This window comes from Enterobacter sp. R-25 (genome assembly GCF_049913205.1).
GTDB classification, from domain to species: domain Bacteria; phylum Pseudomonadota; class Gammaproteobacteria; order Enterobacterales; family Enterobacteriaceae; genus Enterobacter; species Enterobacter ludwigii.
Map to the genome: position 1 here is coordinate 1,988,008 of NZ_CP183982.1, position 21,386 is coordinate 2,009,393.

The 21,386-nt window shown below is 55.2% G+C and carries 24 protein-coding genes; 15 read left to right on the forward strand and 9 right to left on the reverse strand.

Annotated features, from left to right (window positions below; translation table 11 throughout):
* Positions 1 to 42: 42 nt before the first annotated feature.
* The 8 genes from ACN9MQ_RS09515 (at position 43) to ldtE (ending at position 7,713) form a co-directional block, all read left to right on the forward strand.
* On the forward strand, positions 43 to 771 hold the full coding sequence (locus tag ACN9MQ_RS09515; RefSeq protein ID WP_410377407.1) for a MerR family transcriptional regulator: 729 nt from the start codon (positions 43 to 45) through the stop codon (positions 769 to 771).
* 313 nt (positions 772 to 1,084) lie between these two features.
* On the forward strand, positions 1,085 to 1,453 hold the full coding sequence (sufA, locus tag ACN9MQ_RS09520; RefSeq protein WP_014169736.1) for a Fe-S cluster assembly scaffold SufA: 369 nt from the start codon (positions 1,085 to 1,087) through the stop codon (positions 1,451 to 1,453).
* 8 nt (positions 1,454 to 1,461) lie between these two features.
* Entirely contained in the window at positions 1,462 to 2,952 is a 1,491-nt protein-coding gene (sufB, locus tag ACN9MQ_RS09525; protein WP_020884366.1) for a Fe-S cluster assembly protein SufB, read from the forward strand.
* Between the two features lie 9 nt (positions 2,953 to 2,961).
* Positions 2,962 to 3,708 carry a Fe-S cluster assembly ATPase SufC gene (gene sufC, locus ACN9MQ_RS09530; RefSeq protein ID WP_020884365.1) on the forward strand — a complete coding sequence of 249 codons (747 nt, stop codon included), beginning with the start codon at positions 2,962 to 2,964 and terminating at the stop codon, positions 3,706 to 3,708.
* On the forward strand, positions 3,683 to 4,954 hold the full coding sequence (gene sufD, locus ACN9MQ_RS09535) for a Fe-S cluster assembly protein SufD (RefSeq protein ID WP_059305564.1): 1,272 nt from the start codon (positions 3,683 to 3,685) through the stop codon (positions 4,952 to 4,954). The genes sufC and sufD overlap by 26 nt, the downstream gene beginning before the upstream one ends.
* Complete coding sequence (gene sufS, locus ACN9MQ_RS09540; RefSeq protein ID WP_426021442.1) at positions 4,951 to 6,171, forward strand: cysteine desulfurase SufS; 1,221 nt, start codon at positions 4,951 to 4,953, stop codon at positions 6,169 to 6,171. The genes sufD and sufS overlap by 4 nt, the downstream gene beginning before the upstream one ends.
* Positions 6,172 to 6,185: 14 nt before the next feature.
* The gene (gene sufE, locus ACN9MQ_RS09545) at positions 6,186 to 6,602 is read left to right on the forward strand and encodes a cysteine desulfuration protein SufE (protein ID WP_020884362.1); all 417 of its coding nucleotides are present in this window, start codon (positions 6,186 to 6,188) and stop codon (positions 6,600 to 6,602) included.
* Between the two features lie 97 nt (positions 6,603 to 6,699).
* A complete protein-coding gene (ldtE, locus tag ACN9MQ_RS09550; RefSeq protein ID WP_014169743.1) occupies positions 6,700 to 7,713 on the forward strand; it encodes a L,D-transpeptidase LdtE in 1,014 nt (337 codons plus the stop codon).
* A gap of 60 nt (positions 7,714 to 7,773) precedes the next feature.
* Here the strand turns inward: ldtE and lpp are convergent, their stop codons facing one another.
* The 5 genes from lpp to ACN9MQ_RS09575 all read right to left on the reverse strand — a co-directional run bounded on the left by lpp (position 7,774) and on the right by ACN9MQ_RS09575 (position 12,638).
* Positions 7,774 to 8,010: a murein lipoprotein Lpp gene (lpp, locus tag ACN9MQ_RS09555; protein ID WP_001082307.1), complete on the reverse strand. Its 237-nt coding sequence runs from the start codon at positions 8,008 to 8,010 to the stop codon at positions 7,774 to 7,776.
* A gap of 310 nt (positions 8,011 to 8,320) precedes the next feature.
* Positions 8,321 to 9,733 carry a pyruvate kinase PykF gene (gene pykF, locus ACN9MQ_RS09560; protein WP_014169744.1) on the reverse strand — a complete coding sequence of 471 codons (1,413 nt, stop codon included), beginning with the start codon at positions 9,731 to 9,733 and terminating at the stop codon, positions 8,321 to 8,323.
* 7 nt (positions 9,734 to 9,740) lie between these two features.
* Complete coding sequence (locus tag ACN9MQ_RS09565; RefSeq protein ID WP_419145756.1) at positions 9,741 to 10,037, reverse strand: hypothetical protein; 297 nt, start codon at positions 10,035 to 10,037, stop codon at positions 9,741 to 9,743.
* 73 nt (positions 10,038 to 10,110) lie between these two features.
* Entirely contained in the window at positions 10,111 to 11,256 is a 1,146-nt protein-coding gene (locus ACN9MQ_RS09570) for a trans-sulfuration enzyme family protein (RefSeq protein WP_040017288.1), read from the reverse strand.
* Between the two features lie 11 nt (positions 11,257 to 11,267).
* Positions 11,268 to 12,638, reverse strand: a complete 1,371-nt coding sequence (locus ACN9MQ_RS09575; RefSeq protein ID WP_014169746.1) for a pyridoxal-phosphate dependent enzyme — start codon at positions 12,636 to 12,638, stop codon at positions 11,268 to 11,270.
* 399 nt (positions 12,639 to 13,037) lie between these two features.
* Between ACN9MQ_RS09575 and ACN9MQ_RS09580 the strand changes: the two genes are divergently transcribed.
* From ACN9MQ_RS09580 to fumD, 4 genes are all read left to right on the forward strand, one after another.
* Complete coding sequence (locus ACN9MQ_RS09580; RefSeq protein ID WP_020884357.1) at positions 13,038 to 14,060, forward strand: methionine ABC transporter ATP-binding protein; 1,023 nt, start codon at positions 13,038 to 13,040, stop codon at positions 14,058 to 14,060.
* Entirely contained in the window at positions 14,053 to 14,721 is a 669-nt protein-coding gene (locus tag ACN9MQ_RS09585; protein ID WP_025204366.1) for a methionine ABC transporter permease, read from the forward strand. Before ACN9MQ_RS09580 ends, ACN9MQ_RS09585 begins: the two co-directional genes overlap by 8 nt.
* Before the next feature lie 28 nt (positions 14,722 to 14,749).
* Positions 14,750 to 15,562, forward strand: a complete 813-nt coding sequence (locus ACN9MQ_RS09590; protein WP_014169750.1) for a MetQ/NlpA family ABC transporter substrate-binding protein — start codon at positions 14,750 to 14,752, stop codon at positions 15,560 to 15,562.
* A 108-nt stretch (positions 15,563 to 15,670) separates the two neighbouring features.
* A complete protein-coding gene (gene fumD, locus ACN9MQ_RS09595; protein WP_014831602.1) occupies positions 15,671 to 15,880 on the forward strand; it encodes a fumarate hydratase FumD in 210 nt (69 codons plus the stop codon).
* Here the strand turns inward: fumD and ACN9MQ_RS09600 are convergent.
* Genes ACN9MQ_RS09600 through ACN9MQ_RS09615 form a run of 4 tightly spaced genes read right to left on the reverse strand, consistent with a single transcriptional unit; the run spans position 15,861 to position 18,924 of the window.
* A complete protein-coding gene (locus tag ACN9MQ_RS09600) occupies positions 15,861 to 16,547 on the reverse strand; it encodes an amino acid ABC transporter permease (RefSeq protein WP_047744540.1) in 687 nt (228 codons plus the stop codon). The genes fumD and ACN9MQ_RS09600 overlap by 20 nt on opposite strands.
* A complete protein-coding gene (locus ACN9MQ_RS09605; RefSeq protein WP_426021443.1) occupies positions 16,531 to 17,277 on the reverse strand; it encodes an amino acid ABC transporter permease in 747 nt (248 codons plus the stop codon). Before ACN9MQ_RS09605 ends, ACN9MQ_RS09600 begins: the two co-directional genes overlap by 17 nt.
* Entirely contained in the window at positions 17,277 to 18,092 is an 816-nt protein-coding gene (locus ACN9MQ_RS09610) for an amino acid ABC transporter ATP-binding protein (RefSeq protein WP_014169754.1), read from the reverse strand. Before ACN9MQ_RS09610 ends, ACN9MQ_RS09605 begins: the two co-directional genes overlap by 1 nt.
* A 1-nt stretch (position 18,093) precedes the next feature.
* Entirely contained in the window at positions 18,094 to 18,924 is an 831-nt protein-coding gene (locus tag ACN9MQ_RS09615) for an ABC transporter substrate-binding protein (RefSeq protein WP_150343758.1), read from the reverse strand.
* Positions 18,925 to 19,168: 244 nt separating this feature from the next.
* Between ACN9MQ_RS09615 and ACN9MQ_RS09620 the strand changes: the two genes are divergently transcribed.
* The 3 genes from ACN9MQ_RS09620 to ACN9MQ_RS09630 all read left to right on the forward strand — a co-directional run bounded on the left by ACN9MQ_RS09620 (position 19,169) and on the right by ACN9MQ_RS09630 (position 21,373).
* The gene (locus ACN9MQ_RS09620) at positions 19,169 to 19,336 is read left to right on the forward strand and encodes a hypothetical protein (RefSeq protein WP_014169756.1); all 168 of its coding nucleotides are present in this window, start codon (positions 19,169 to 19,171) and stop codon (positions 19,334 to 19,336) included.
* 107 nt (positions 19,337 to 19,443) lie between these two features.
* On the forward strand, positions 19,444 to 20,769 hold the full coding sequence (locus ACN9MQ_RS09625) for a sensor histidine kinase (RefSeq protein WP_426021444.1): 1,326 nt from the start codon (positions 19,444 to 19,446) through the stop codon (positions 20,767 to 20,769).
* Positions 20,762 to 21,373 carry a response regulator transcription factor gene (locus ACN9MQ_RS09630; RefSeq protein WP_014169758.1) on the forward strand — a complete coding sequence of 204 codons (612 nt, stop codon included), beginning with the start codon at positions 20,762 to 20,764 and terminating at the stop codon, positions 21,371 to 21,373. Before ACN9MQ_RS09625 ends, ACN9MQ_RS09630 begins: the two co-directional genes overlap by 8 nt.
* Positions 21,374 to 21,386 lie beyond the last annotated feature (13 nt).

A 21,386-nucleotide genomic window follows, 5' to 3' on the forward strand; every position in this document is an offset into this window, starting at 1 on the left:
TTGGTCTGGTTGGGTATGGAAGTTCTAAGCGTGAGGGAGTTAATGGCCTATTACAGTATCGGCGAAGTGGCCGAACGATGCGGTATCAACCCCGTTACGCTGCGTGCCTGGCAGCGCCGTTATGGATTGTTGAAGCCGCAGCGAAGCGAAGGGGGCCATCGTCAGTTTGACGATGAAGATATCCTGCGTATTGAAGAGATCAAACGCCTGATGAAAAGCGGCGTTTCGGTCGGCAAAGTCAAAGGCTTGCTGGAAAACAAAGAAGTGATGACTCAGGGTAACTGGGCATCAATCCAGGAAGAGATGATGACGGTTTTGCGTTATGCCAGCCCGGCAAAGCTGCGCGCCAAAATAGGCGAGTTCCGCCGCGATCACGCGATGGATGCGCTTATCGATAATATTATTTCTCCCGTTCGTCAGCGAATGAATCAGGATCAAAATACGGTGCGTCATATGGCGAGCCTGCTTGACGGTGTGCTGATAGAGTTTGCTGTCGCAAGCCTGGCGGAGTCACGTAAGAAAGCCGGTAAAGAAGCTCTGCTTATTGGCTGGGAGTGCGATGACCGGACCCACCTGTGGCTTGAGGCTGCGCGTCTGGCACAAAAGGGGTGGCATATTGACGTGCTGGCCGACCCGATTGATTCCCCTCGTCCGGAGCTTTTTCCTGGGCAAAGAATTTTCGTCTGGACCGGTAAAGCGCCGACGCCGCGTCAGCAGGAACTGCTTGACCACTGGCGTGAACAGGGTTTTGTTGTCTCCTTTCATCATTAATTTCCGCAGGCCTTGAAGGCCTTTTTTTTTGCTCGTCGTTCCCCTGGATAAAATCTATCTTAAAAATAGGTATTTCCGATACATATTTTACTTTTCCCCTTTACTCTGCTTTTCTGATTCGATAACCCATTATTTTTCAAAGTATTGAACAATTAAATCCATCCCGCCCGCATCCGCTGACAGGGTCTATGCTTAATAAAAGTATGCAAAAAGGGCGATTTAGCCCAATGCCCCTGCTGACAGAGGGTTGAAGTGATAATCGTTATCACTAACATGGTGTTATGCCCTGGGGCTTATTAGATGAGGTGGACCTATGGAACTGCATTCAGAAACCTTCAATCCTGCCGACTTCGCCTGGCGTGGCTTAACGCTCACGCCAGCGGCGGCGGCACATATTCACGAACTGGTGGCGAAAAAGCCAGATATCCTCGGCGTGCGCCTGGGGGTGAAACAGACCGGCTGCGCAGGATTCGGTTACGTGCTCGATACCGTCACAGAACCCGAGAAAGATGATCTGGTATTCGAAACTGACGGCGCAAAATTGTATGTCGCCCTGCAGGCCATGCCGTTTATTGACGGCACGGAAGTGGACTACGTACGTGAAGGTTTAAACCAGTTATTCAAATTTCATAACCCGAAAGCCCAGAACGAATGTGGGTGCGGCGAAAGCTTTGGGGTATAGGCGGTACTATGTCTCGTAATACTGAAGCAACGAGTGATGTTAACACCTGGAGTGGCGGCCACCTCAATTATAAAGAGGGGTTCTTTACCCAGCTGCAGACCGATGAACTGGCGAAAGGCATCAATGAAGATGTCGTCAGGGCGATCTCGGCCAAGCGTAATGAACCTGAGTGGATGCTGGAGTTTCGTCTGAGCGCCTTCCGGGCCTGGCTGGAAATGGAAGAACCTCACTGGCTGAAAGCGCATTATGACAAGCTGAACTATCAGGATTACAGCTACTACTCTGCGCCATCCTGCGGGAGTTGCGACGACACCTGCGCCTCACAGCCTGGCGCTGTGCAGCAAACCGGTGCGGACAACAGCTTCCTGAGCAAAGAAGTGGAAGAGGCGTTTAACCAGCTGGGTGTGCCCGTTCGCGAAGGGAAAGAGGTGGCGGTGGACGCCATTTTTGACTCCGTCTCAGTGGCGACAACCTACCGTGAAAAACTGGCAGAGCAGGGGATTATTTTCTGCTCCTTCGGCGAAGCGATTCACGAGCACCCTGAGCTGGTGAAAAAGTACATCGGCACCGTGGTGCCGAGTAACGATAACTTTTTTGCCGCGCTTAATGCGGCGGTAGCATCTGATGGCACCTTTATCTACGTGCCAAAAGGCGTTCGCTGCCCGATGGAGTTGTCGACCTATTTCCGCATCAACGCGGAAAAAACCGGTCAGTTCGAACGCACCATTCTGGTGGCCGATGAAGGCAGCTACGTCAGTTACATTGAAGGGTGCTCCGCACCGGTCCGTGACAGCTACCAGCTTCACGCTGCGGTGGTTGAGGTCATCATTCATAAAGATGCCGAGGTGAAATACTCCACGGTGCAGAACTGGTTCCCGGGCGATGGCAACACCGGGGGTATTCTGAACTTCGTGACCAAGCGTGCGCTGTGCGAAGGCGAAAACAGCAAAATGTCCTGGACCCAGTCGGAAACCGGCTCTGCGATCACCTGGAAATACCCGAGCTGTATTCTGCGTGGGGATAACTCGATCGGTGAGTTCTACTCCGTGGCCCTGACCAGCGGCCATCAGCAGGCAGATACGGGTACCAAGATGATCCACATCGGTAAAAACACCCGGTCGACCATTATTTCCAAAGGCATCTCCGCCGGGCACAGTCAGAACAGCTATCGTGGGCTGGTCAAAATCATGCCGACGGCCACCAATGCCCGAAACTTTACCCAGTGTGACTCAATGTTAATTGGCGCAGACTGCGGGGCACACACCTTCCCGTACGTTGAATGCCGTAACAATACCGCCCAGCTTGAGCACGAGGCGACGACGTCACGTATTGGGGAAGATCAGCTCTTCTACTGCCTGCAGCGCGGGATCAGTGAGGAGGATGCCATCTCAATGATAGTGAACGGCTTCTGTAAGGATGTGTTCTCTGAACTGCCGCTGGAATTTGCCGTTGAAGCCCAGAAACTCCTCGCTATTAGTCTTGAACACAGCGTCGGTTAAGGAAAGCACATGTTAAGTATTAAAGATTTACAGGTTAGCGTGGAAGACAAAGAGATCCTGCGTGGTCTCAATTTTGACGTCAAACCGGGTGAAGTCCACGCCATTATGGGGCCCAATGGCTCCGGGAAAAGTACGCTCTCCGCGACGCTGGCAGGACGCGAAGATTACGAAGTGACCCACGGGTCGGTCGAGTTTAACGGCAAAGATTTGCTGGAGATGTCGGTGGAAGAGCGGGCCGGTGAAGGTATCTTTATGGCCTTCCAGTATCCGGTGGAGATCCCGGGGGTGAGTAACCAGTTCTTTCTGCAAACGGCGCTGAACGCGGTACGTAAATATCGCGGACTGGAGGCGCTGGACCGCTTTGATTTCCAGGACCTGATGGAAGAGAAGATTAAGTTGCTGAAAATGCCGGAAGACCTGCTGACCCGCTCGGTCAACGTCGGTTTTTCAGGCGGTGAGAAAAAGCGTAACGACATTCTGCAGATGGCGGTCCTTGAGCCTGAACTGTGCATTCTGGATGAGACCGACTCCGGTCTGGATATCGATGCCCTGAAGATTGTCGCCGACGGGGTGAACTCCCTGCGCGACGGCAAACGCGCGTTCATCATCGTCACTCACTACCAGCGTATTCTGGATTACATCAAGCCGGATTACGTCCATGTGCTTTACCAGGGGCGTATTGTGAAATCCGGTGATTTCACGCTGGTTAAACAACTGGAGGAGCAGGGTTATGGCTGGCTTACCGAACAGCAGTAATGCGCTCCAGCAGTGGCACCGTCTGTTTGAAGCGCAGGGCAATACGCGCTCGGAACAGGCGCAACAGCACCTGCAGCAGATGCTGCGTCTCGGTTTGCCGTCACGCAAGCAGGAGAACTGGAAGTACACGCCGCTTGATGGCCTGCTGAACGGCGAGTTTGTCACCCGCCTGGCAGACATCAGCCCGGCGCAGCGCGATGCCCTGGCATTGACCGTGGATGCCGTGCGTCTGGTCTTCGTCGATGGTCAGTTCCGCCCTGAGCTGAGTGACAGCATCCAGGACAGCGGGTTTGAGATTGCCATTAACGATGACCGTCAGAGCCTGAGCGCCCCGGTACAGCCCGAGGTCTTCCTGCATCTCACCGAGAGCCTGGCGCGGAGCGTGACGCATATTCGCGTTAAGCGTAACCAGCGTCCGGTAAAACCGCTGCTGCTGATGCACATCACTCAGGGAGCAGACGGCGACGAGATCAACACTGCTCACTATCGCCACCACCTTGAGCTGGCGGAAGGGGCGGAGGCCACGGTGATTGAGCATTACGTCAGCCTCAACGAGGCCCGGCACTTTACCGGGGCGCGTTTGACAATGCATGTTGCCGCCAATGCCCAACTTCACCATATCAAACTGGCGTTTGAAAACCCGCAAAGCCACCACTTTGCGCATAACGACATGCTGCTTGGACAAGATGCCGCGGCATACAGCCACAGCTTTTTGCTGGGCGGCGCAGTACTGCGCCACAACACCAGCACGCAGCTTAACGGCGAGAATACAACGCTTCGCATCAACAGCCTGGCGATGCCGGTTAAAACGCAAGTGTGCGATACACGCACCTGGCTTGAGCATAACAAAGGCTACTGTAACAGTCGCCAGCTGCACAAAACCATTGTCAGCGACAAAGGACGGGCGGTGTTTAACGGCCTGATTAACGTGGCGCAGCACGCGATTAAAACCGACGGGCAGATGACCAACAACAACCTGCTGTTGGGACGCCTGGCGGAAGTGGACACCAAACCACAGCTTGAAATCTATGCTGATGACGTGAAGTGCAGCCATGGCGCGACGGTCGGGCGAATTGATGACGAACAGATGTTCTATTTACGCTCCCGCGGTATCGACCAGCAGGCGGCGCAGCAAATGATTATCTATGCGTTTGCCGCTGAACTGACGGAAGCGCTGCACGATGGCCTGTTAAAACAGCAGGTGCTGGCCCGTATCGGGCAGCGTCTGCCTGGAGGCGAAGCATGAGTTTTCCCGTAGAGAAAGTACGGGCAGATTTTCCGGTTCTGACCCGTGAAGTGAACGGTCTGCCCCTGGCGTATCTGGACAGTGCGGCCAGCGCGCAGAAACCGAATCAGGTGATCGAAGCGGAAGCGGAATTCTACCGCCACGGTTATGCCGCCGTGCACCGGGGGATCCACACCCTGAGTGCGGAGGCGACCCAGCGTATGGAAAATGTGCGTACCCAAATCGCCACTTTCCTCAATGCACGCTCGCCAGAGGAACTGGTGTTTGTGCGCGGTACCACCGAGGGGATCAACCTTGTTGCCAACAGCTGGGGCAACGCGCAGGTCCACGCGGGGGATAACATCATCATCACCCAGATGGAGCACCATGCCAATATCGTGCCGTGGCAGATGCTCTGTGAGCGTGTCGGTGCGCAACTGAGGGTGATCCCATTGAACGTTGATGGCACCCTGCAGCTTGAGCAACTTGACGTGTTGCTGGATGCGCGTACGCGGCTGGTGGCCGTGACCCAGGTTTCTAACGTGCTGGGAACCGAGAACCCGGTGGCAGCGATTATTGAGAAAGCCCACCAGGCTGGCGCGAAGGTGCTGATTGATGGTGCGCAGGCGGTCATGCACCACGCGGTCGACGTCCAGGCGCTGGACTGCGATTTCTACGTCTTCTCCGGGCACAAACTCTATGGGCCGACCGGGATTGGCGTGCTGTACGTGAAAGAAGATATTCTGCAGGCGATGCCACCGTGGGAAGGGGGCGGCTCGATGATCGCGACCGTCAGTCTGTCGGAAGGGACCACCTACGCACGCGCGCCGTGGCGCTTTGAAGCTGGCACGCCGAATACCGGCGGGATTATCGGGCTGGGGGCAGCCATCTCCTATGTTACGTCTGTTGGCCTTGACGCGATTCAGGAGTACGAACACCTGCTGATGCACTACGCGCTGCAGGAGCTTGCCAGCGTACCGGCGCTGACCCTGTATGGCCCGGCGGACCGCCAGGGGGTGATTGCGTTCAATCTGGGTAAACACCATGCATACGATGTGGGCAGTTTCCTCGATAATTACGGCGTGGCCGTGCGTACCGGGCACCACTGTGCTATGCCGTTGATGGCGTTTTACCAGGTGCCGGCGATGTGCCGCGCATCGCTGGTGATGTACAACACAACGGAAGAGGTCGACAGGCTGGTGGCGGGGCTTAAGCGCATTCACCAGTTGCTGGGCTAACGGAGAGGCGAAAGATGGCAGATTTGCCGGATAAAGAAAAATTACTGCGTAACTTCGGGCGTTGCGCAAACTGGGAAGAGAAGTACCTCTATATTATTGAGCTGGGTCAGCGTTTACCGCCGCTCAGCGAAGAGGCACACAACCCGGGAAATATTATTCAGGGCTGTCAGAGCCAGGTCTGGATTGTGATGGAGCAGACGCGCGACGGCGTGATCGAATTACAGGGCGACAGCGATGCCGCTATTGTGAAAGGGCTTATTGCGGTGGTATTTATTCTCTATCACCAGATGTCAGCGCAGGATATTGTCGCTTTTGATGTCCGCCCGTGGTTTGAAAAAATGGCCCTGACCCAACACCTCACCCCGTCCCGTTCCCAGGGGCTGGAAGCGATGATTCGCGCCATCCGCGCCAAAGCTGCAATCCTTAGCTAGACTTACAGAACAGCATTCATTCTGTTTCGCGAGGTGGTTCCCGCCTCGCTGGTTTTTCAGCTTTCTGGCATCCGGTCAGTGAATAAGGAATCTCAGCATGAAGCGCGCGTCTCTAATAACTCTATTACTCCTGGGTTCGCTCGGTGCTCTTAATTCGGCCCGCGCGATGGATTACCCGTTGCCGCCCGCAGGCAGCCGTCTGATTGGGCAAAATCAAACCTACACGATACAGGAAGGGGATAATAAACTTCAGACCATCGCTCGCCGGTTTAATACTGCAGCACAGCTTATCCTTGAAGCCAATAATACTATTGCGCCGGTAAACCCTGCGCCGGGGACAGTGATCACGATCCCTTCGCAGATGCTGTTGCCCGACACGCCCCGTGAGGGGATTGTCGTGAACCTGGCGGAGCTGCGGCTTTACTACTTCCCGCCGGGCGAAAACATCGTTCAGGTTTTCCCGCTCGGCATTGGGCAACTGGGGCTGGAAACGCCGGTCACCACCACCCGGGTCAGCCAGAAGATCCCTAATCCTACCTGGACCCCAACACCGGGCATCAGAGCGCGCTCTCTGGAGCAGGGCATCAAATTGCCGCCCGTGGTCCCGGCCGGGCCAAATAACCCGCTAGGACGCTTTGCATTGCGTTTAGGCGTGGGTCACGGGGAATACCTGATCCACGGCACCAGTGCACCGGACAGCGTTGGCCTGCGGGTCAGCTCTGGCTGTATGCGCATGAACGCGCCGGATATTAAAGCGCTGTTTGAGCAGGTGCGGGTCGGCACGCGGGTGCAAATCATTAATGAGCCGGTGAAGTTCTCCGTTGAGCCTGACGGTAAACGCTATATTGAAGTGCATCGTCCGCTGGCGCAGGTTGAGGGTGAAAACCCCCAGATGACACCCATTTCGCATTCCGCAGACTTTGCGACGTTTGTCTCGCAGTCAGGAAGTGATAAAGCGCTTATCGATAAAGCCTTGTCACGCCGCGCGGGGATCCCGGTAGCCGTGTCGGCCGATAACGGCGCGTCAGCGCGTCAGAACGTGTTGTCAGTACAGAACAGTCGGACATCCGCTGTGGTCGCGGAAAATGACGGTGAGAAGGTGACGCAGTAGGGGTTTGACGCAGACAAAAAAAATGGCGCACAATGTGCGCCATTTTATTAACAGGTACTATTACTTACGGTATTTAGTAGCCTGGTTGTCCAGACGCTGGTTAGCGCGAGCTGCGTCGTCTTTAGCAGCCTGAACGTCGGAACGCATTGCGTTCACGTCGTTGCTCAGCTGGTCAACTTTAGCGTTCAGAGTCTGAACGTCAGAAGACAGCTGATCGATTTTAGCGTTGCTGGAGCAACCAGCCAGCAGAGTAGAACCCAGGATTACCGCGCCCAGTACCAGTTTAGTACGATTCATTATTAATACCCTCTAGATTGAGTTAATCTCCATGTAGCGTTACAAGTATTACACAAAGTTTTTTAGGTTGAGAATATTTTTTTGATGGGAATACGCCTATTTTTGATCGTTCGCTCAAAGAAGCATCGAATCGGCCCTTTTTTGGCAAAAAGCTCTGTAAAAAAAGGCATTTTTCATCGGATTCATCTTAGATAATTCGCAATTAAATAGAGAAACCCGATTTGCTTTTTGAATGACTTTGGCTAATGCATGAAATAAAAAAAGCGTCCCGGAGGACGCTTTTTATGAAAATTAATTCGTTCGGGAATTATTACAGCACGTGAACAGATGCTGTGTTGGTGGTTCCGCTTGGTACCAGCGCACCAGAAACCATGACCACAACGTCGCCTTTCTGTGCCAGGCCGCTTTCCAGCGCCAGCGCTTTACCCTGAATGTAGAAATCGTCAGTAGACGCGATTTCTTTCACCAGATGCGCAACCACGCCTTTGCTCAGCACCAGCTGACGGGCAGTGGTTTCGTTAGTGGTCAGCGCCAGGATCGTCGCGTCCGGGAAGTATTTACGGACTGCGCGAGCAGATTTACCGCCCTGGGTGGCAACCACAATCAGAGGCGCTTCCAGTTTCTCAGCGGTTTCTACCGCACCGCGGCAGACTGCTTCGGTAATACGCAGTTTGCGGCTGTCGTTGTTGAAGTCCAGACGGCTGGTCATCACGCGGTCAGTACGTTCGCAAATGGTCGCCATGATGCCAACGGCTTCCAGCGGGTATTTACCTTTCGCGGATTCGCCGGACAGCATGACTGCATCGGTACCGTCGAGGATGGCGTTAGCCACGTCACCAGCTTCTGCGCGGGTTGGGCGTGGGTTTTTGATCATGGAATCCAGCATCTGCGTTGCGGTGATAACCACTTTACGCGCGCGAACACACTTCTCGATCATCATCTTCTGCGCGAAGATAACTTCTTCAACCGGGATTTCAACACCCAGGTCACCACGTGCAACCATGATGCCGTCTGACGCTTCGAGGATTTCGTCGAAGTTGTTCAGGCCTTCCTGGTTTTCGATTTTGGAGATGATCTGGATCTTCTCGCCGCCGTGCGCTTTCAGGTGCTCACGGATTTCAACCACGTCGGAACGTTTACGGATGAAGGATGCCGCAACGAAGTCGACGCCTTGCTCGCAACCGAAGATCAGGTCTTGTTTGTCTTTTTCAGCCAGGGCTGGCAGCGCGATGGAAACGCCTGGCAGGTTAACGCCTTTGTTTTCACCCAGGTCGCCGTTGTTCAGCACTTTACAGATAACCTTGTTACCTTCGATGGCGGTCACTTCCATGCCGATCAGACCATCGTCTACCAGCACGGTGTTGCCAACGGACAGGTCGCTGGTGAAACCTTCATAGGTGACCGCAACGATTTCGTTGTTACCGACAACAGTCTTGTCAGTGGTGAAGGTGAAGGTCTGGCCCGCTTTCAGAGAGACGTCGTTACCGCCTTCCAGTTTGATGGTGCGGATTTCTGGACCTTTGGTATCCAGCAGGATGGCTGCTTTTTTACCGGTCTTGCTCATCACGTTGCGCAAGTTCTGAATACGCTGACCGTGTTCAGCATAGTCACCGTGGGAGAAGTTCAGACGCATAACGTTCATGCCGGCGTCCAGCATTTTGCTCAGCATCTCTTCAGATTCGGTTTTCGGGCCGATAGTACAAACAATTTTCGTCTTTTTCATGACAGTCTTAGTCTTTAAGTTGGGAAGGATATGGAAATCTCGCTCCGGGGGCGCACCGCCGCGGAGTCAAACCTGTGTTGCAAAAGAGTATATGACACGCACTAAGGATAGGAGACATCAAATGAGCGTGCAGAAGAAAGTGTGCCTGAGTGACAGCCCAACGAAGGAGAGGAGTAGTTGTACGTTGTTTTTTGTATTCCAAGCGCTGAAACCATTCACCAGGGATTAGGCGCGCATTATACGCTGATTTTAAGATAAAAGGAAAATGAAAACAGCGTTTCAAAAATAATCTGTGCAGATCCACATGAGATTGTTATCAAGGCGTTAAGGTTAGATGACATCTTATCGCGGCAGGTGCGTGACCTGCCGCGTTTTGCTTAGTTTTTCAGCGCCTGGCTGAGGTCGGCAATCAGGTCTTTGGCATCTTCAATGCCCACGGACAGACGAATCAGCTGCGGTACGATGCCGTTGGCCAGCCGCTGTTCAAGCGGAATCGAAGCGTGAGTCATGCTGTAAGGCTGGCTGACCAGACTTTCCACGCCACCCAGGCTTTCGGCGAGGGTGAATAATTTCAGTGAGCGGATCACCTCTGTGGCCCGTTGCGCATCGCCTTTCACCACCAGAGAAATCATGCCGCCCGGCAGCGCCATCTGCGTGCGGGCAAGCGAATATTGCGGGTGTGATTCCAGCCCCGGATAAAATACCTTTTCGACCTGCGGCTGTTGCTCCAGCCATTGCGCAATGGCCAGCGCGTTGGTGCTGTGTTTTTCTACCCGCAGCGACAGCGTACGAATACCGCGCAGTGTCAGGAAGCTGCTAAACGGATCCAGTACACCGCCGACCGCGTTCTGCAGGTAGGCAAGCTTGTCCGCCAGCGCGGCGTTATCCCCCACAACTGCCAGTCCGGCGACCACGTCCGAGTGACCATTCAGGTATTTGGTGGCAGAGTGCACGACGATGTCGAAACCCGTTTCCAGCGGACGATGGATGACGGGCGACGCGAAGGTATTATCGGCCACGCTGATGACGTGATGACGACGGGCGATGTCGGCGATAGCCGCCAGATCCGCCAGTTTAAGCAACGGATTGGTTGGCGTTTCAACCCATACCATTCGCGTATCCGGCCGGATGGCGGCTTCAAGACCGGCCAAATCGTCCGGTTTGACCCAGCTCACCTGCAGGCCGGTGCTACGTTTGCGCACGTTTTCAATCAGGCGCCAGGTCCCGCCGTAGACATCGTCAATGGCGACGATATGGCTGTCTTTATCCAGCAGTTCAAGCACGGTAGAGATGGCGGCGAGGCCGGAAGCGAAGGCATAGCCGCGGGTCCCGCCTTCCAGTTCGGCGATGGCGGTTTCCAGCGCATGGCGGGTCGGGTTGCCGCTGCGCGAATATTCATAGCCGGTGTGCTCGCCGGGTGACGGTTGCGCAAACGTGGAGGTGGCGTAAATCGGGGGCATGACCGCGCCATGCCGATCGTTAAACTCACCGCTGTGTACGCTCAGGGTTGCCAGATTTTTCATCATGTATTCCTTTATTGCTGAAGACGGTTGCGCCAGGCGGTAAGAACATCGCTGCGCGTAATCAGGCCCAGGAAGCGGTCATTGTCATTAATGACCGCCACCAGACCGCGATCGAAAATGGCGTTCAGGGCGCTTTCCGGGGCGTTTTTATCGAGGAACTCCACCTGACGGGTCATTGCCGCGGTCACGGGAAGCGAGAAGCGGTCGCCATCGCCACCGATATGGCGCAGAAGATCCCACTCGTCGATGATGCCCACGACCTGACCGTTCTCCAGGACCGGCAGCTGGGAGATGTCATACAAACGCATCCGCGCCAGTACGGTGGAGAGGGTGTCATCCGGCGCGGCGGTGACGGTTGCGCCTTCATCGTGGCGCAGGGCAATGTAGTCGGAGAGATCGCCAGCCTGCGGCCGGGAGATCAAACCCTGCTGGCGCATCCAGTCATCGTTGAACATCTTTGAGAGATATTTGTTGCCACTGTCGCAGGCGAAGGTCACAACCCGTTTCGGGGTGGTCTGTGCCTGGCAATATTTCAGCGCAGCCGCCAGCAGGGTGCCGCTGGAGGAGCCTGCCAGGATGCCTTCCGTTTTCAGCAGCTCGCGGGCGGTGGTGAAAGCCTCGCGATCGGTGATGCGCCAGGCTCGATTCACCCCTTCGATGTGTGCCAGCGGAGGAATAAAGTCTTCACCAATCCCCTCAACCAGCCACGAGCCCGCATCCTGATAGCGTCCCGTTTCTACCTGATCGGCCAGGACCGAACCGGCCGGGTCGGCCAGCACAAATTCAGTCTGCGGTGAGTGCTCAGCGAACCACGCCTGTAGCCCACCCAGCGTGCCGCCAGACCCCACGCCGACGACGATGGCGTCAATCTTACCGTCAAGCTGTTCATACAGTTCAGGCGCGGTGGTAGTGCGGTGCGCCAGCGGGTTGGCTTCGTTATTAAACTGATCGATGTAATACGCCCCCGGCAGTTCATTCGCCAGACGTTGCGCGTAATCCTGATAGTAGGCAGGGTGGCCCTTATTGACATCGGAGCGGGTCAGTACCACCTGAGCGCCCAGTGCCCGCAGGTGGAAAATTTTCTCGCGGCTCATTTTGTCTGGCACCACCAGGATCAGTGAATAGCCCTTCTGCGCGGCGATCAAGGCCAGGCCAAGACCGGTATTTCCCGCCGTCGCCTCAATGATGGTACCGCCTGGCTGGAGCTGGCCGTTGCGCTCCGCTTCGTTAATCATCGACAGTGCAACGCGGTCTTTAATCGAGCCGCCCGGGTTCTGGTTTTCCAGCTTCAGAAACAACGAGCAGAGACCGGTATCAAGCTTATGCAACTGGATAAGCGGGGTGTGGCCAATCAGTTCGGTGACGGAGTGGTAAATCGTCATGGTGTTTTCCTTTCAGGAGGTCATGACAGGATGATAGGGCGGGAAAATTAACCCCTTAAAGAATCCTTCACTCCGTTTTAGAACAGAAAAGAATATAAATGCCGTTTTTGGATGGAGGGATAGCAAGACGTAAAGTGCTCTGGATGTGAGGATGGCTATATCAGTCAAAAATGCTGCAAAATTAACCGTTTTCATCAGGTGATGAACCGCTGATATGCACATGCCAGATAATCATTTCTGAAATTGGTCTAAATGCCTGCCGGCGCGAAAACCGCTATTTATTCCTGCAAGTTATAACAAATTCCTTTTTGTTCATTTAAAAGGTGATAACGCCTGTTTACTATCATTTGGACATCCATACTGCTAAACCGCCATGCGCGGGACGGATTACACATAAGAATGATTGTACTCAGCAATATTTCGAAGGTTTTTGACAACGGGAAGGTTGCACTCACAGCCGTTGATAACGTCAATTTGACGATAGAGCAGGGGCAGATATACGGCATTATCGGTTACAGCGGCGCGGGTAAAAGTACTCTTATTCGTTTGCTGAATGGACTGGAAAAACCCACTCGCGGCAGCGTGACCATCAACGGACAGGACATTTCTGCCGCAAAGGGCGAAGCACTGCGCCAGGCGCGTCTGAAGATCAGCATGGTCTTCCAGCACTTTAATCTGCTTTGGTCGCGCACGGTGAGTGAGAATATTGCGTTCTCAATGCAAATCGCCGGTGTGCCAAAAGCCAACATTAAGGCCCGCGTGGCCGAACTGGTCGATCTCGTTGGGCTGAAGGGACGCGAGAACGCCTATCCCTCGCAGCTGAGTGGCGGGCAAAAACAGCGTGTGGGGATTGCGCGTGCATTGGCCAATAACCCCGACGTATTGCTTTGCGATGAAGCCACGTCAGCCCTCGACCCGCAGACCACCGATCAGATCCTCGATCTGCTGCTGGACATTAACCGCCGCTTCAGGCTGACCATTGTGCTGATCACGCACGAGATGCACGTGGTGCGCAAAATTTGCGACCGCGTGGCGGTGATGGAGAACGGCAAAGTGGTGGAAGAGGGGGAGGTGCTGAGCGTCTTTACCCGTCCGCAGCAGCCTATCACTCAGCAGTTCGTCCGCCAGGTGAGCCAGTATGCCGAGGAAGAGACGTTTAATACGGAGCTGGCAGCTGATCTTGAAGGTAGCGTCATCAGGTTGACCTTTACGGGCCACAGCACCCATAAGCCGATCGTGGGCGAGCTGACTCTGCGCTACGGCCTGCCGTTTAACATTCTGCACGGAAAAATGACCCAAACGGCCCACGGCGTATTTGGGCAACTCTGGGTACACGTCGTGGCATCGGATGAACAACTGAGCAATATCCTCGCCGACCTGAAGCACAGCGATATTGAAGGCGAGGTAATTAAACATGGCTGAGACGCTTTTTCCTCATCTGAAGTGGGAGCAACTCTGGGCGGCGACGCTGGAAACGCTGTACATGACTGCGCTTTCCGGCGTGGCAACCTTTGTTCTTGGGATCGTCCTTGGCCTGGCGCTGTTTTTAACCGCGCGCGGCGGGTTGTTCCACAACCGCGCGGTCTACAGCGTGATTTCAATTGTGGTGAACGTGTTTCGTTCTATCCCGTTCATCATTCTGATTGTGCTGTTGATCCCGTTCACGAAAACCCTTGTCGGCACCATTCTTGGCGCAAACGCGGCGCTGCCGGCTCTGATTGTCGGTGCGGCACCGTTCTACGCACGCCTGGTCGAAATTGCCCTGCGTGAAGTGGACAAGGGGGTTATTGAAGCCACGCGCTCAATGGGCGCACGGCTGAGCACCCTGGTGTTTCGGGTTTTACTGCCGGAGTCATCACCTGCACTGGTATCAGGTATTACGGTAACGCTGATTGCGCTGGTGAGTTACAGCGCCATGGCGGGGGTGATTGGCGCAGGCGGTTTGGGAAATCTGGCTTATCTGGAAGGATTCCAGCGCAACCATGGCGACGTCACGCTGGTGGCGACGGTGACCATTCTGATCATCGTTTTCATTATCCAGTTCTGCGGCGACGTCCTGACCTCACTGTTAGATAAACGATAATCTCTAATAACACACAGGAACCATCATCATGAAAAAAACACTGACACTGATCGCCGCAGCAACCCTGAGCGCCCTGAGCTTTGCCACCTGGGCTGATACCCTGACCGTGGGGGCATCCAACACGCCGCACGCCGAAATTCTGGAGCAGGCGAAGCCTATCCTGGCGAAGCAGGGTATCGATCTGGAGATCAAACCTTTCCAGGACTACATTCTGCCCAACACCGCGCTGGCGGGTCATGATATTGACGCTAACTATTTCCAGCATATTCCTTATCTGAACAGCGTGCTGAAAGATCACGCCGGTGATAAGGATTATGATTTTGTCAGCGCGGGCGCGATCCACATCGAGCCAATCGGGATCTATTCCAAAAAATACAAATCCCTGAAAGATCTGCCGCAGGGCGGCAAAATCATCATGCGTGATGCTGTATCTGAAGAGGGCCGCATTCTCTCTATCTTCGAAAAAGAGGGTGTGATCAAACTGAAACCGGGCATCGACAAAGTGACCGCGCGTATCAGCGATATCGTGGAAAACCCAAAAAAACTGCAGTTTACACCTAACGTGGAAGCCTCTCTGCTGCCACAGATGTACAACAACGACGAAGGTGACGCGGTCGTGATTAACGCCAACTACGCGATTGATGCGGGCCTTGATCCTGTACATGACCCGATTGCGGTAGAGAGTGGTGAAAATAACCCGTATGCCAACATCATTACCGTGCATCGTGGTGACGAGAAGAAGAAAGATATCGTCGCGCTGGTGAACGTTCTGCACTCCAAAGCGATTCAGGACTGGATCCGCACCAAATACAAAGGCGCAGTGATCCCGGTAAACAACTAATTTATTGATTTTACGAATGAAGCCCGGCGGGACTCTCGCCGGGCTTCTTTTTTGTATCCGGGCGATGAATCATTTAAGCTGAGAGTTTAGGGCAATGGAGTGTTGACGATGGGTAATGTGACCAAAGACGAAGCGCTGTATCAGGAGATGTGTCGGGTGGTCGGGAAGGTCGTTCTGGAGATGCGTGATTTGGGGCAGGAGCCGAAGCATATTGTCATTGCGGGGGTGCTGCGTACGGCGCTGGCGAACCAGCGCGTAAAACGTAGCGAGTTAACCACCCAGGCGATGGAAACCGTGGTCAAAGCGCTGGCCGGTTGAAGCGCCAGCGTTTCGCAAGCTGCTCAAGGGAGCAGCAGAGCAGGTAGTAGACCACACCCGTAAAGATAAAAATGGCCGCCGGGTAAATTTGCACCCGGTTGTTCACCTGGCCGGCCACCGTGGTGAGCTCAGGGACATTCACAATAAACGCCAGCGACGTATCCTTCAGCAGGCTGATAAAAATCCCCACCAGTGACGGCAGAATATTGCGCATCGCCTGCGGCAGCAGCACGCGCGACAGCGTTTGCCGGGTACTGAAACCCTGAGACAGGGCGGCCTCGTATTGCCCTGACGGTAAGGCACTGAGTCCGGCCAGTACTGAATGCATAACCGAGGCCGCGGTAAACCAGGCCAGGGCCAGCGTGACGGTGAGCGCCCCCGGGAGATCGCCGCCGGTGATGAGCGGCAGCAGATACCACATCCAGAAAATCACAAAGATTAACGGGATCCCGCGAATTAATTCCGCCCATACAAAGAGCGCCTTGCGCACAAGCCCCGTAAAACGCCAGGCCAGGCACGCGAGAGCAATTCCACCGGGCAGGGCGAGAGCCGCCGCGCCCAGCGCCATCAGCAACGAGAGCAAGACCCCGCCAGGCTCACCGACTGCCGCACGTCCCCAGAGCAGGTAATCCAGGTTATCGGTAATGACATTAAGTCCGGCAAGCATGGTTTCCCCTTCCTGAGATTGGGCCGAGGCGCACCAGCACCGCCCCCATCAGCATACCGGTAAGCAGGTACAGGACGGTGCCGACGGTAAACGCCTCCAGCGCATGGGCGTTGTAGCTTTCAATCTGTCTCACCTGATAGGTCAATTCGGCAAAGCCAATGCCGCTGGCGAGCGATGAGAGTTTCATCAGATTGAGATACTGCCCGACAACGGGTTGCCAGGCGTTGGCCAGCCCCTGCGGCAGAAGGATGTAACGAAACAAGCGCCACGCGGAAAATCCCTGTGTGAGCGCCGCTTCCCGTTGCCCGGCAGGGACTGAACGTAGTCCCGATGCCACTTCCTCAATCAAGAAAGCCGAGGTGAATACGCCTAACCCCCATGCAGAACATAAAAACTCAGGGGTAAACCACCAGACGTCACCGGGCAAAACGGACCAGCGGTGATCCGCATTCACGGCATCCCGGAACGCCTGTGGTAACCCGTTCCAGGCGGCAAAATACCAGAACAGCAGTTGCACCAGCAGCGGCGTATTGCGAAACAGCGACACCCAGCTACTGACGACCGCGTTCCCGACACGTCCACCCGTCAGGCGAAGAAGCAGAAAAAGCAGCGCGAGCAGGGTTGCCAGCAGCATCCCCGCGAGCGTCACCCACAGGGTGGTGAGAAATCCGGATGCGATCCACTGCAGGGGCTGTCCGGTCAGCACGCCCTGCCAGTCAAGTGCGGGCATTAGAGATGCTCCTGATGCAGCGGGTTCAGGACTTTTTGCAGGAATCGCTGAGCGCGTGGATGCGACGGTTGCCTGAAAAATTGCTCCGGTGGCGCGGTTTCAAGAACGTGCCCGGCGTCGATAAACACAATCCGGTCGGCAATTTCCCGGGCAAATTGCATCTCATGCGTCACCACAATCATGGTGATCCCGCTGTGCGCAAGCGCCTTCATCACGAACAGCACTTCGCCAATCATCTCCGGGTCAAGCGCGGAGGTCGGCTCATCGAACAAAATGATTTGCGGTGAAGAGGCCAGCGCGCGGGCAATCGCCACGCGCTGTTGCTGACCGCCGGAAAGTTCGGCAGGGAAATGGTGTGCTTTTTCCAGCATCCCCACTTTTTCCAGCAGTGCCAGCGCCCGCGCCTGAGCTGGCTGGGCCTTCCAGCCGTGAACATGCTCCAGCGCCAGCGTGATGTTTTGACTGGCGGTGAGGTGGGCGTAAAGATTGAACTGCTGAAACACAAACCCGACGCGGCTACGCAACTGACGCAGCGCGGTGCCGGAGAGCCGTCCGGTGGGTTTGTTATCGATCAGGATCTCGCCACCGCTCAGGGTTTCAAGCTGATTGATAAGCCGGATCAGGGTAGATTTACCGGAACCCGAAGGCCCGAGAATGGCCACCACTTCACCCGGCGTGATGGTGAGGTTAATGCCCTTTAAGACCTGATGATTACCGTAATGTTTCTGCACATCGCGAAACTCGACGCTGGCGTGTTCCAGATGTGAAAAATCCGCGGCACCGGCCGCGGAGTGTGAAAAAAGCGCTGAGAGCATATTACTGAGCTTCTATTTTAAAGGCACGAGGCTGTGGGGAGGGGGTATCCGGACCGAACCAGACGTCATAGATTTTTGCCGCCTGACCGTTCTTCTCAAGGTTAACAAGCTCGTCGTTGACGGCTTTCAGCAGTGCGGTTTCGCCTTTTTTTACCCCCACGCCAATCTCTTCTTTGCTGAGCAGATCGGGCAGGATTTTGAAGTTCGCCTTGTCCGGCGCCTGCGCCAGCAGACCGGCCAGAATCGTACTGTCCTGAGTGATAGCCTGCACGTTACCGTTGCGCAGGGCCGTCAGCGCCAGCGGAATATCGTCATAAGAGAGCACGCGGGCGTGCGGGAAACGCTGGTGCAGCGCCTGCTCACCCGTTGTGCCTTTTACCGCGCCAATGCGCGCCCGGCTATAGGCCTCAAGCGTATCGGCAGCTTTTACCGGTACCAGGAACTGCTGGCCGGTCACGAAATAGGGAAGGGAGAAATCAACTACCTGCGCCCGTTCCGGGGTAATGGTGATATCTGCCACAATCAAATCCGCCTTACCGGACTGCAGGAGGGGAATGCGGTTAGCCGGGTTGGTGGCGACCAGTTCAAGCTTCACGCCAAGTGCACTGGCAAGCGCTCTGGCGAAATCGACGTCGTAGCCGACAATCTCATGGGTCTTTGCATCGATGGAGCCAAACGGTGGATTGGCATCAAAGGTGGCAACTTTGACCACGCCTGCGGCTTTAATATCCGCCAGTTTATCGGCCTGCACCTGCATCGAGAACAGACCGCCTGCCGCCAGTAAGCCCAGCACCAGTGTCCTTTTTTTAAACCCTTTCGTGTTTGCTGCCATAGTGATTGTTCATCCCGTTGTTTTTGTTTTACCCCGTTACGCTCCCATAAGCGAAAGCTCTCGCCAAATAAGAAATCGTTCTTTGCTATTAGCAAAAAAGCATTAGTGAACAAGGTGTTAATGGTGAGTAAAAGAATGGAAGGCTATTTGCAAATCCTGCACATCGACAGTGGATTTTGGTATTTCCCCTGCGCGGGTGTTGGGTGTTTAACTTAGGGCAAGTGAAGCGAAAGGGGGAAAGACGATGAAAAAGTGGATAAACACGTTACGGCGGTTTTTTGCGACCCGACCAGCGAATGCGGAGAACAGCGCGCAACGTGTTCTTGAGTCCGTACTGCCTGTCGCCAGCCTGTATGGCGTAGACGTTGCCAACATTGATCCGGAGTGGTTCCATGATAAAACGTCACGCTGAACTGCGCCGCACGCGCGAAATGTACTGGAATGAGCTGTGCGAAATTTTGTTCTGACAACGGTTAACTGCTAATGTCGGCAGGATGAATCTCCTGACCCGTTAACGGAATGAATAACACTCTTTTCAGGCGCACGGTTATTGTCTGGCTGCTGGCGTGCCTCATCAGCGGCGTTTTGCTTTATGCCGAACAGATCCGCCGCCAGTTCTGGGAACGCGATCGTGAGTTTTCGACACGCTATTCCACCCTTAGCGCCGTACTGACGCAAAATGAATCTGTTTTGCCGTTACTCAACGGCGAGGAAGACCTCGCGGCCCTGCGCAAAAAATTCCCGCACATCCTCGCCCTTGAGAAAACCTCAGGCCGTGCGCTGAACGCCGCCCGTGTGGAATCGACCCGCGATTGTCAGTACTGGCTGTATAACTCCTGGCGTCAGATCCGCGTACTTATCGATCTTGCGCCGCTGCTCCGCACCCAACATACCTTTGACGCACTTGCCATTCGCTTCAATGACGCAGATAACGCGCCCCCTGCCGGGGCTTTCTGGCACTGGCAGCGGACCTTCACGCAACCCACACAACCTTTTACCCTTATGGCCACGGCAAAGCCGCACTGGCTGGCCGTCTCCTGGTGGGTATATCCGTTCCTGTTCTTCGGCTGGGCGGTGCTTATCGCCGCGGCCAGCCTGCTGCTCTGGCAACGGCGGCAGCGCCAGCACGCCGAACAGCGCGCACACTATTACCAGCATGCAAGGCTCAACACCCTGGGAGAGATCACCGCTGGGATCGTGCATGAGATTAACCAGCCGCTGACTGCCGTTCAGACCTGGATCCAGGGTGCTCAGCGCCAGCAACAGCAGGCGAATCCGCAGGCCGTATCGCAGGCGCTGGCTGCCGCGCTGGTACAAACCCAGCGTATCAGCGCGCTCTTAACCCGCTTTCGCGAACATGTGGTTCAGGAAAAAGTCACCTTGCGCGACATCGACCTGAAACCGTGCTGGCAGCAGGTGGTCGATCTCCTGGAACATGAACGCCGCTCTGAGCATATCGCGGTGAGCCATGCGTTCGCGGCAGGTGCCACGCGGGTTCTGGCAGACCGACTCTGGCTTGAACAGGTGCTGCATAATCTGCTCAGTAATGCCATTCAGGCCCAGCAAGAGTGCGCGCAAGGGTGGGTGAAAATAACCAGCGAGAAACGGGAAAACTGGATTTATATCACCCTCACCGATGGCGGACCTGGCTTTAGCCCGGAGGCCTTGCAGAACGCCTTTATGCCGTTTTACAGCGGGCGGACGGAGGGAATAGGGCTGGGAATGACGTTAACGGAGTCATTGATGACGCGCATGAACGGATCAATTACGCTGGGCAATGTGCCCCAGGGCGGGGCGCAGGTCCGGTTACAACTGGCGAGTGGAGAGGTAAATACGCGTGGATAACACAGTCTGGCTGATTGATGACGATGAATCCATCCGTGAGTCGCTGGCCTTCTTACTCTCGGGAATGGGCTGGCAGGTCAATGGGTTTGAAAGCGTGGACGCGTTTACGTCAGCGCACGGTGGGCGCGCGGCGCTCGTCGGCTGTCTGCTGCTGGATATGCGCATGCCGGGAAAAGGCGGGCTGACCTGGCTGGAGGAGGGCAAATGGCCCTGGCCGCTGTTGCCGGTTATCGTCATGACCGGACACGGCACCGTTGATGCCTGCCGCCGCGCCTTTCGCAATGGCGTCTTTGAGTTTTTCACCAAGCCGCTGGATGCCGATAAGCTCATTGAAACGGTGGGGCTCGCCTTCGAAGAGAGCCAGAGACGACTGACCCGCTGGCAGGAAACGTCGCGGATTAAAGCGCGTTTCGAACAACTGACGGCACGTGAGCACGAGGTGCTGGCGGTGCTGATGGAAGGACGCAGCAATAAAGAGGTGGCCCTGCAGTTGAACCTCTCGCCCAGAACGGTTGAAGCGCACCGGGCCGCGGCGTTCGCCAAGCTTGGCGTGACCAGCCTGGTGCAGGCAATCCGCGATTACGACAAATTACAATCCGTATAACTACCAGGATAAT

Bases quoted from the DNA above. Each gene is read 5' to 3' on its own strand.
- sufD (WP_059305564.1), top strand. From the start codon at position 3,683: ATGGCTGGCTTACCGAACAGCAGTAATGCGCTCCAGCAGTGGCACCGT.
- ACN9MQ_RS09575 (WP_014169746.1), bottom strand. From the start codon at position 12,638: ATGACGATTTACCACTCCGTCACCGAACTGATTGGCCACACCCCGCTT.
- pykF (WP_014169744.1), bottom strand. From the start codon at position 9,733: ATGAAAAAGACGAAAATTGTTTGTACTATCGGCCCGAAAACCGAATCT.
- ldtE (WP_014169743.1), top strand. From the start codon at position 6,700: ATGAAGCGCGCGTCTCTAATAACTCTATTACTCCTGGGTTCGCTCGGT.
- ACN9MQ_RS09585 (WP_025204366.1), top strand. From the start codon at position 14,053: ATGGCTGAGACGCTTTTTCCTCATCTGAAGTGGGAGCAACTCTGGGCG.
- ACN9MQ_RS09605 (WP_426021443.1), bottom strand. From the start codon at position 17,277: ATGCCCGCACTTGACTGGCAGGGCGTGCTGACCGGACAGCCCCTGCAG.
- sufA (WP_014169736.1), top strand. From the start codon at position 1,085: ATGGAACTGCATTCAGAAACCTTCAATCCTGCCGACTTCGCCTGGCGT.
- ACN9MQ_RS09580 (WP_020884357.1), top strand. From the start codon at position 13,038: ATGATTGTACTCAGCAATATTTCGAAGGTTTTTGACAACGGGAAGGTT.
- ACN9MQ_RS09610 (WP_014169754.1), bottom strand. From the start codon at position 18,092: ATGCTCTCAGCGCTTTTTTCACACTCCGCGGCCGGTGCCGCGGATTTT.
- sufS (WP_426021442.1), top strand. From the start codon at position 4,951: ATGAGTTTTCCCGTAGAGAAAGTACGGGCAGATTTTCCGGTTCTGACC.
- ACN9MQ_RS09590 (WP_014169750.1), top strand. From the start codon at position 14,750: ATGAAAAAAACACTGACACTGATCGCCGCAGCAACCCTGAGCGCCCTG.
- ACN9MQ_RS09620 (WP_014169756.1), top strand. From the start codon at position 19,169: ATGAAAAAGTGGATAAACACGTTACGGCGGTTTTTTGCGACCCGACCA.
- ACN9MQ_RS09615 (WP_150343758.1), bottom strand. From the start codon at position 18,924: ATGGCAGCAAACACGAAAGGGTTTAAAAAAAGGACACTGGTGCTGGGC.
- ACN9MQ_RS09515 (WP_410377407.1), top strand. From the start codon at position 43: ATGGCCTATTACAGTATCGGCGAAGTGGCCGAACGATGCGGTATCAAC.
- sufB (WP_020884366.1), top strand. From the start codon at position 1,462: ATGTCTCGTAATACTGAAGCAACGAGTGATGTTAACACCTGGAGTGGC.
- sufC (WP_020884365.1), top strand. From the start codon at position 2,962: ATGTTAAGTATTAAAGATTTACAGGTTAGCGTGGAAGACAAAGAGATC.
- ACN9MQ_RS09600 (WP_047744540.1), bottom strand. From the start codon at position 16,547: ATGCTTGCCGGACTTAATGTCATTACCGATAACCTGGATTACCTGCTC.
- ACN9MQ_RS09625 (WP_426021444.1), top strand. From the start codon at position 19,444: ATGAATAACACTCTTTTCAGGCGCACGGTTATTGTCTGGCTGCTGGCG.
- fumD (WP_014831602.1), top strand. From the start codon at position 15,671: ATGGGTAATGTGACCAAAGACGAAGCGCTGTATCAGGAGATGTGTCGG.
- lpp (WP_001082307.1), bottom strand. From the start codon at position 8,010: ATGAATCGTACTAAACTGGTACTGGGCGCGGTAATCCTGGGTTCTACT.
- sufE (WP_020884362.1), top strand. From the start codon at position 6,186: ATGGCAGATTTGCCGGATAAAGAAAAATTACTGCGTAACTTCGGGCGT.
- ACN9MQ_RS09570 (WP_040017288.1), bottom strand. From the start codon at position 11,256: ATGAAAAATCTGGCAACCCTGAGCGTACACAGCGGTGAGTTTAACGAT.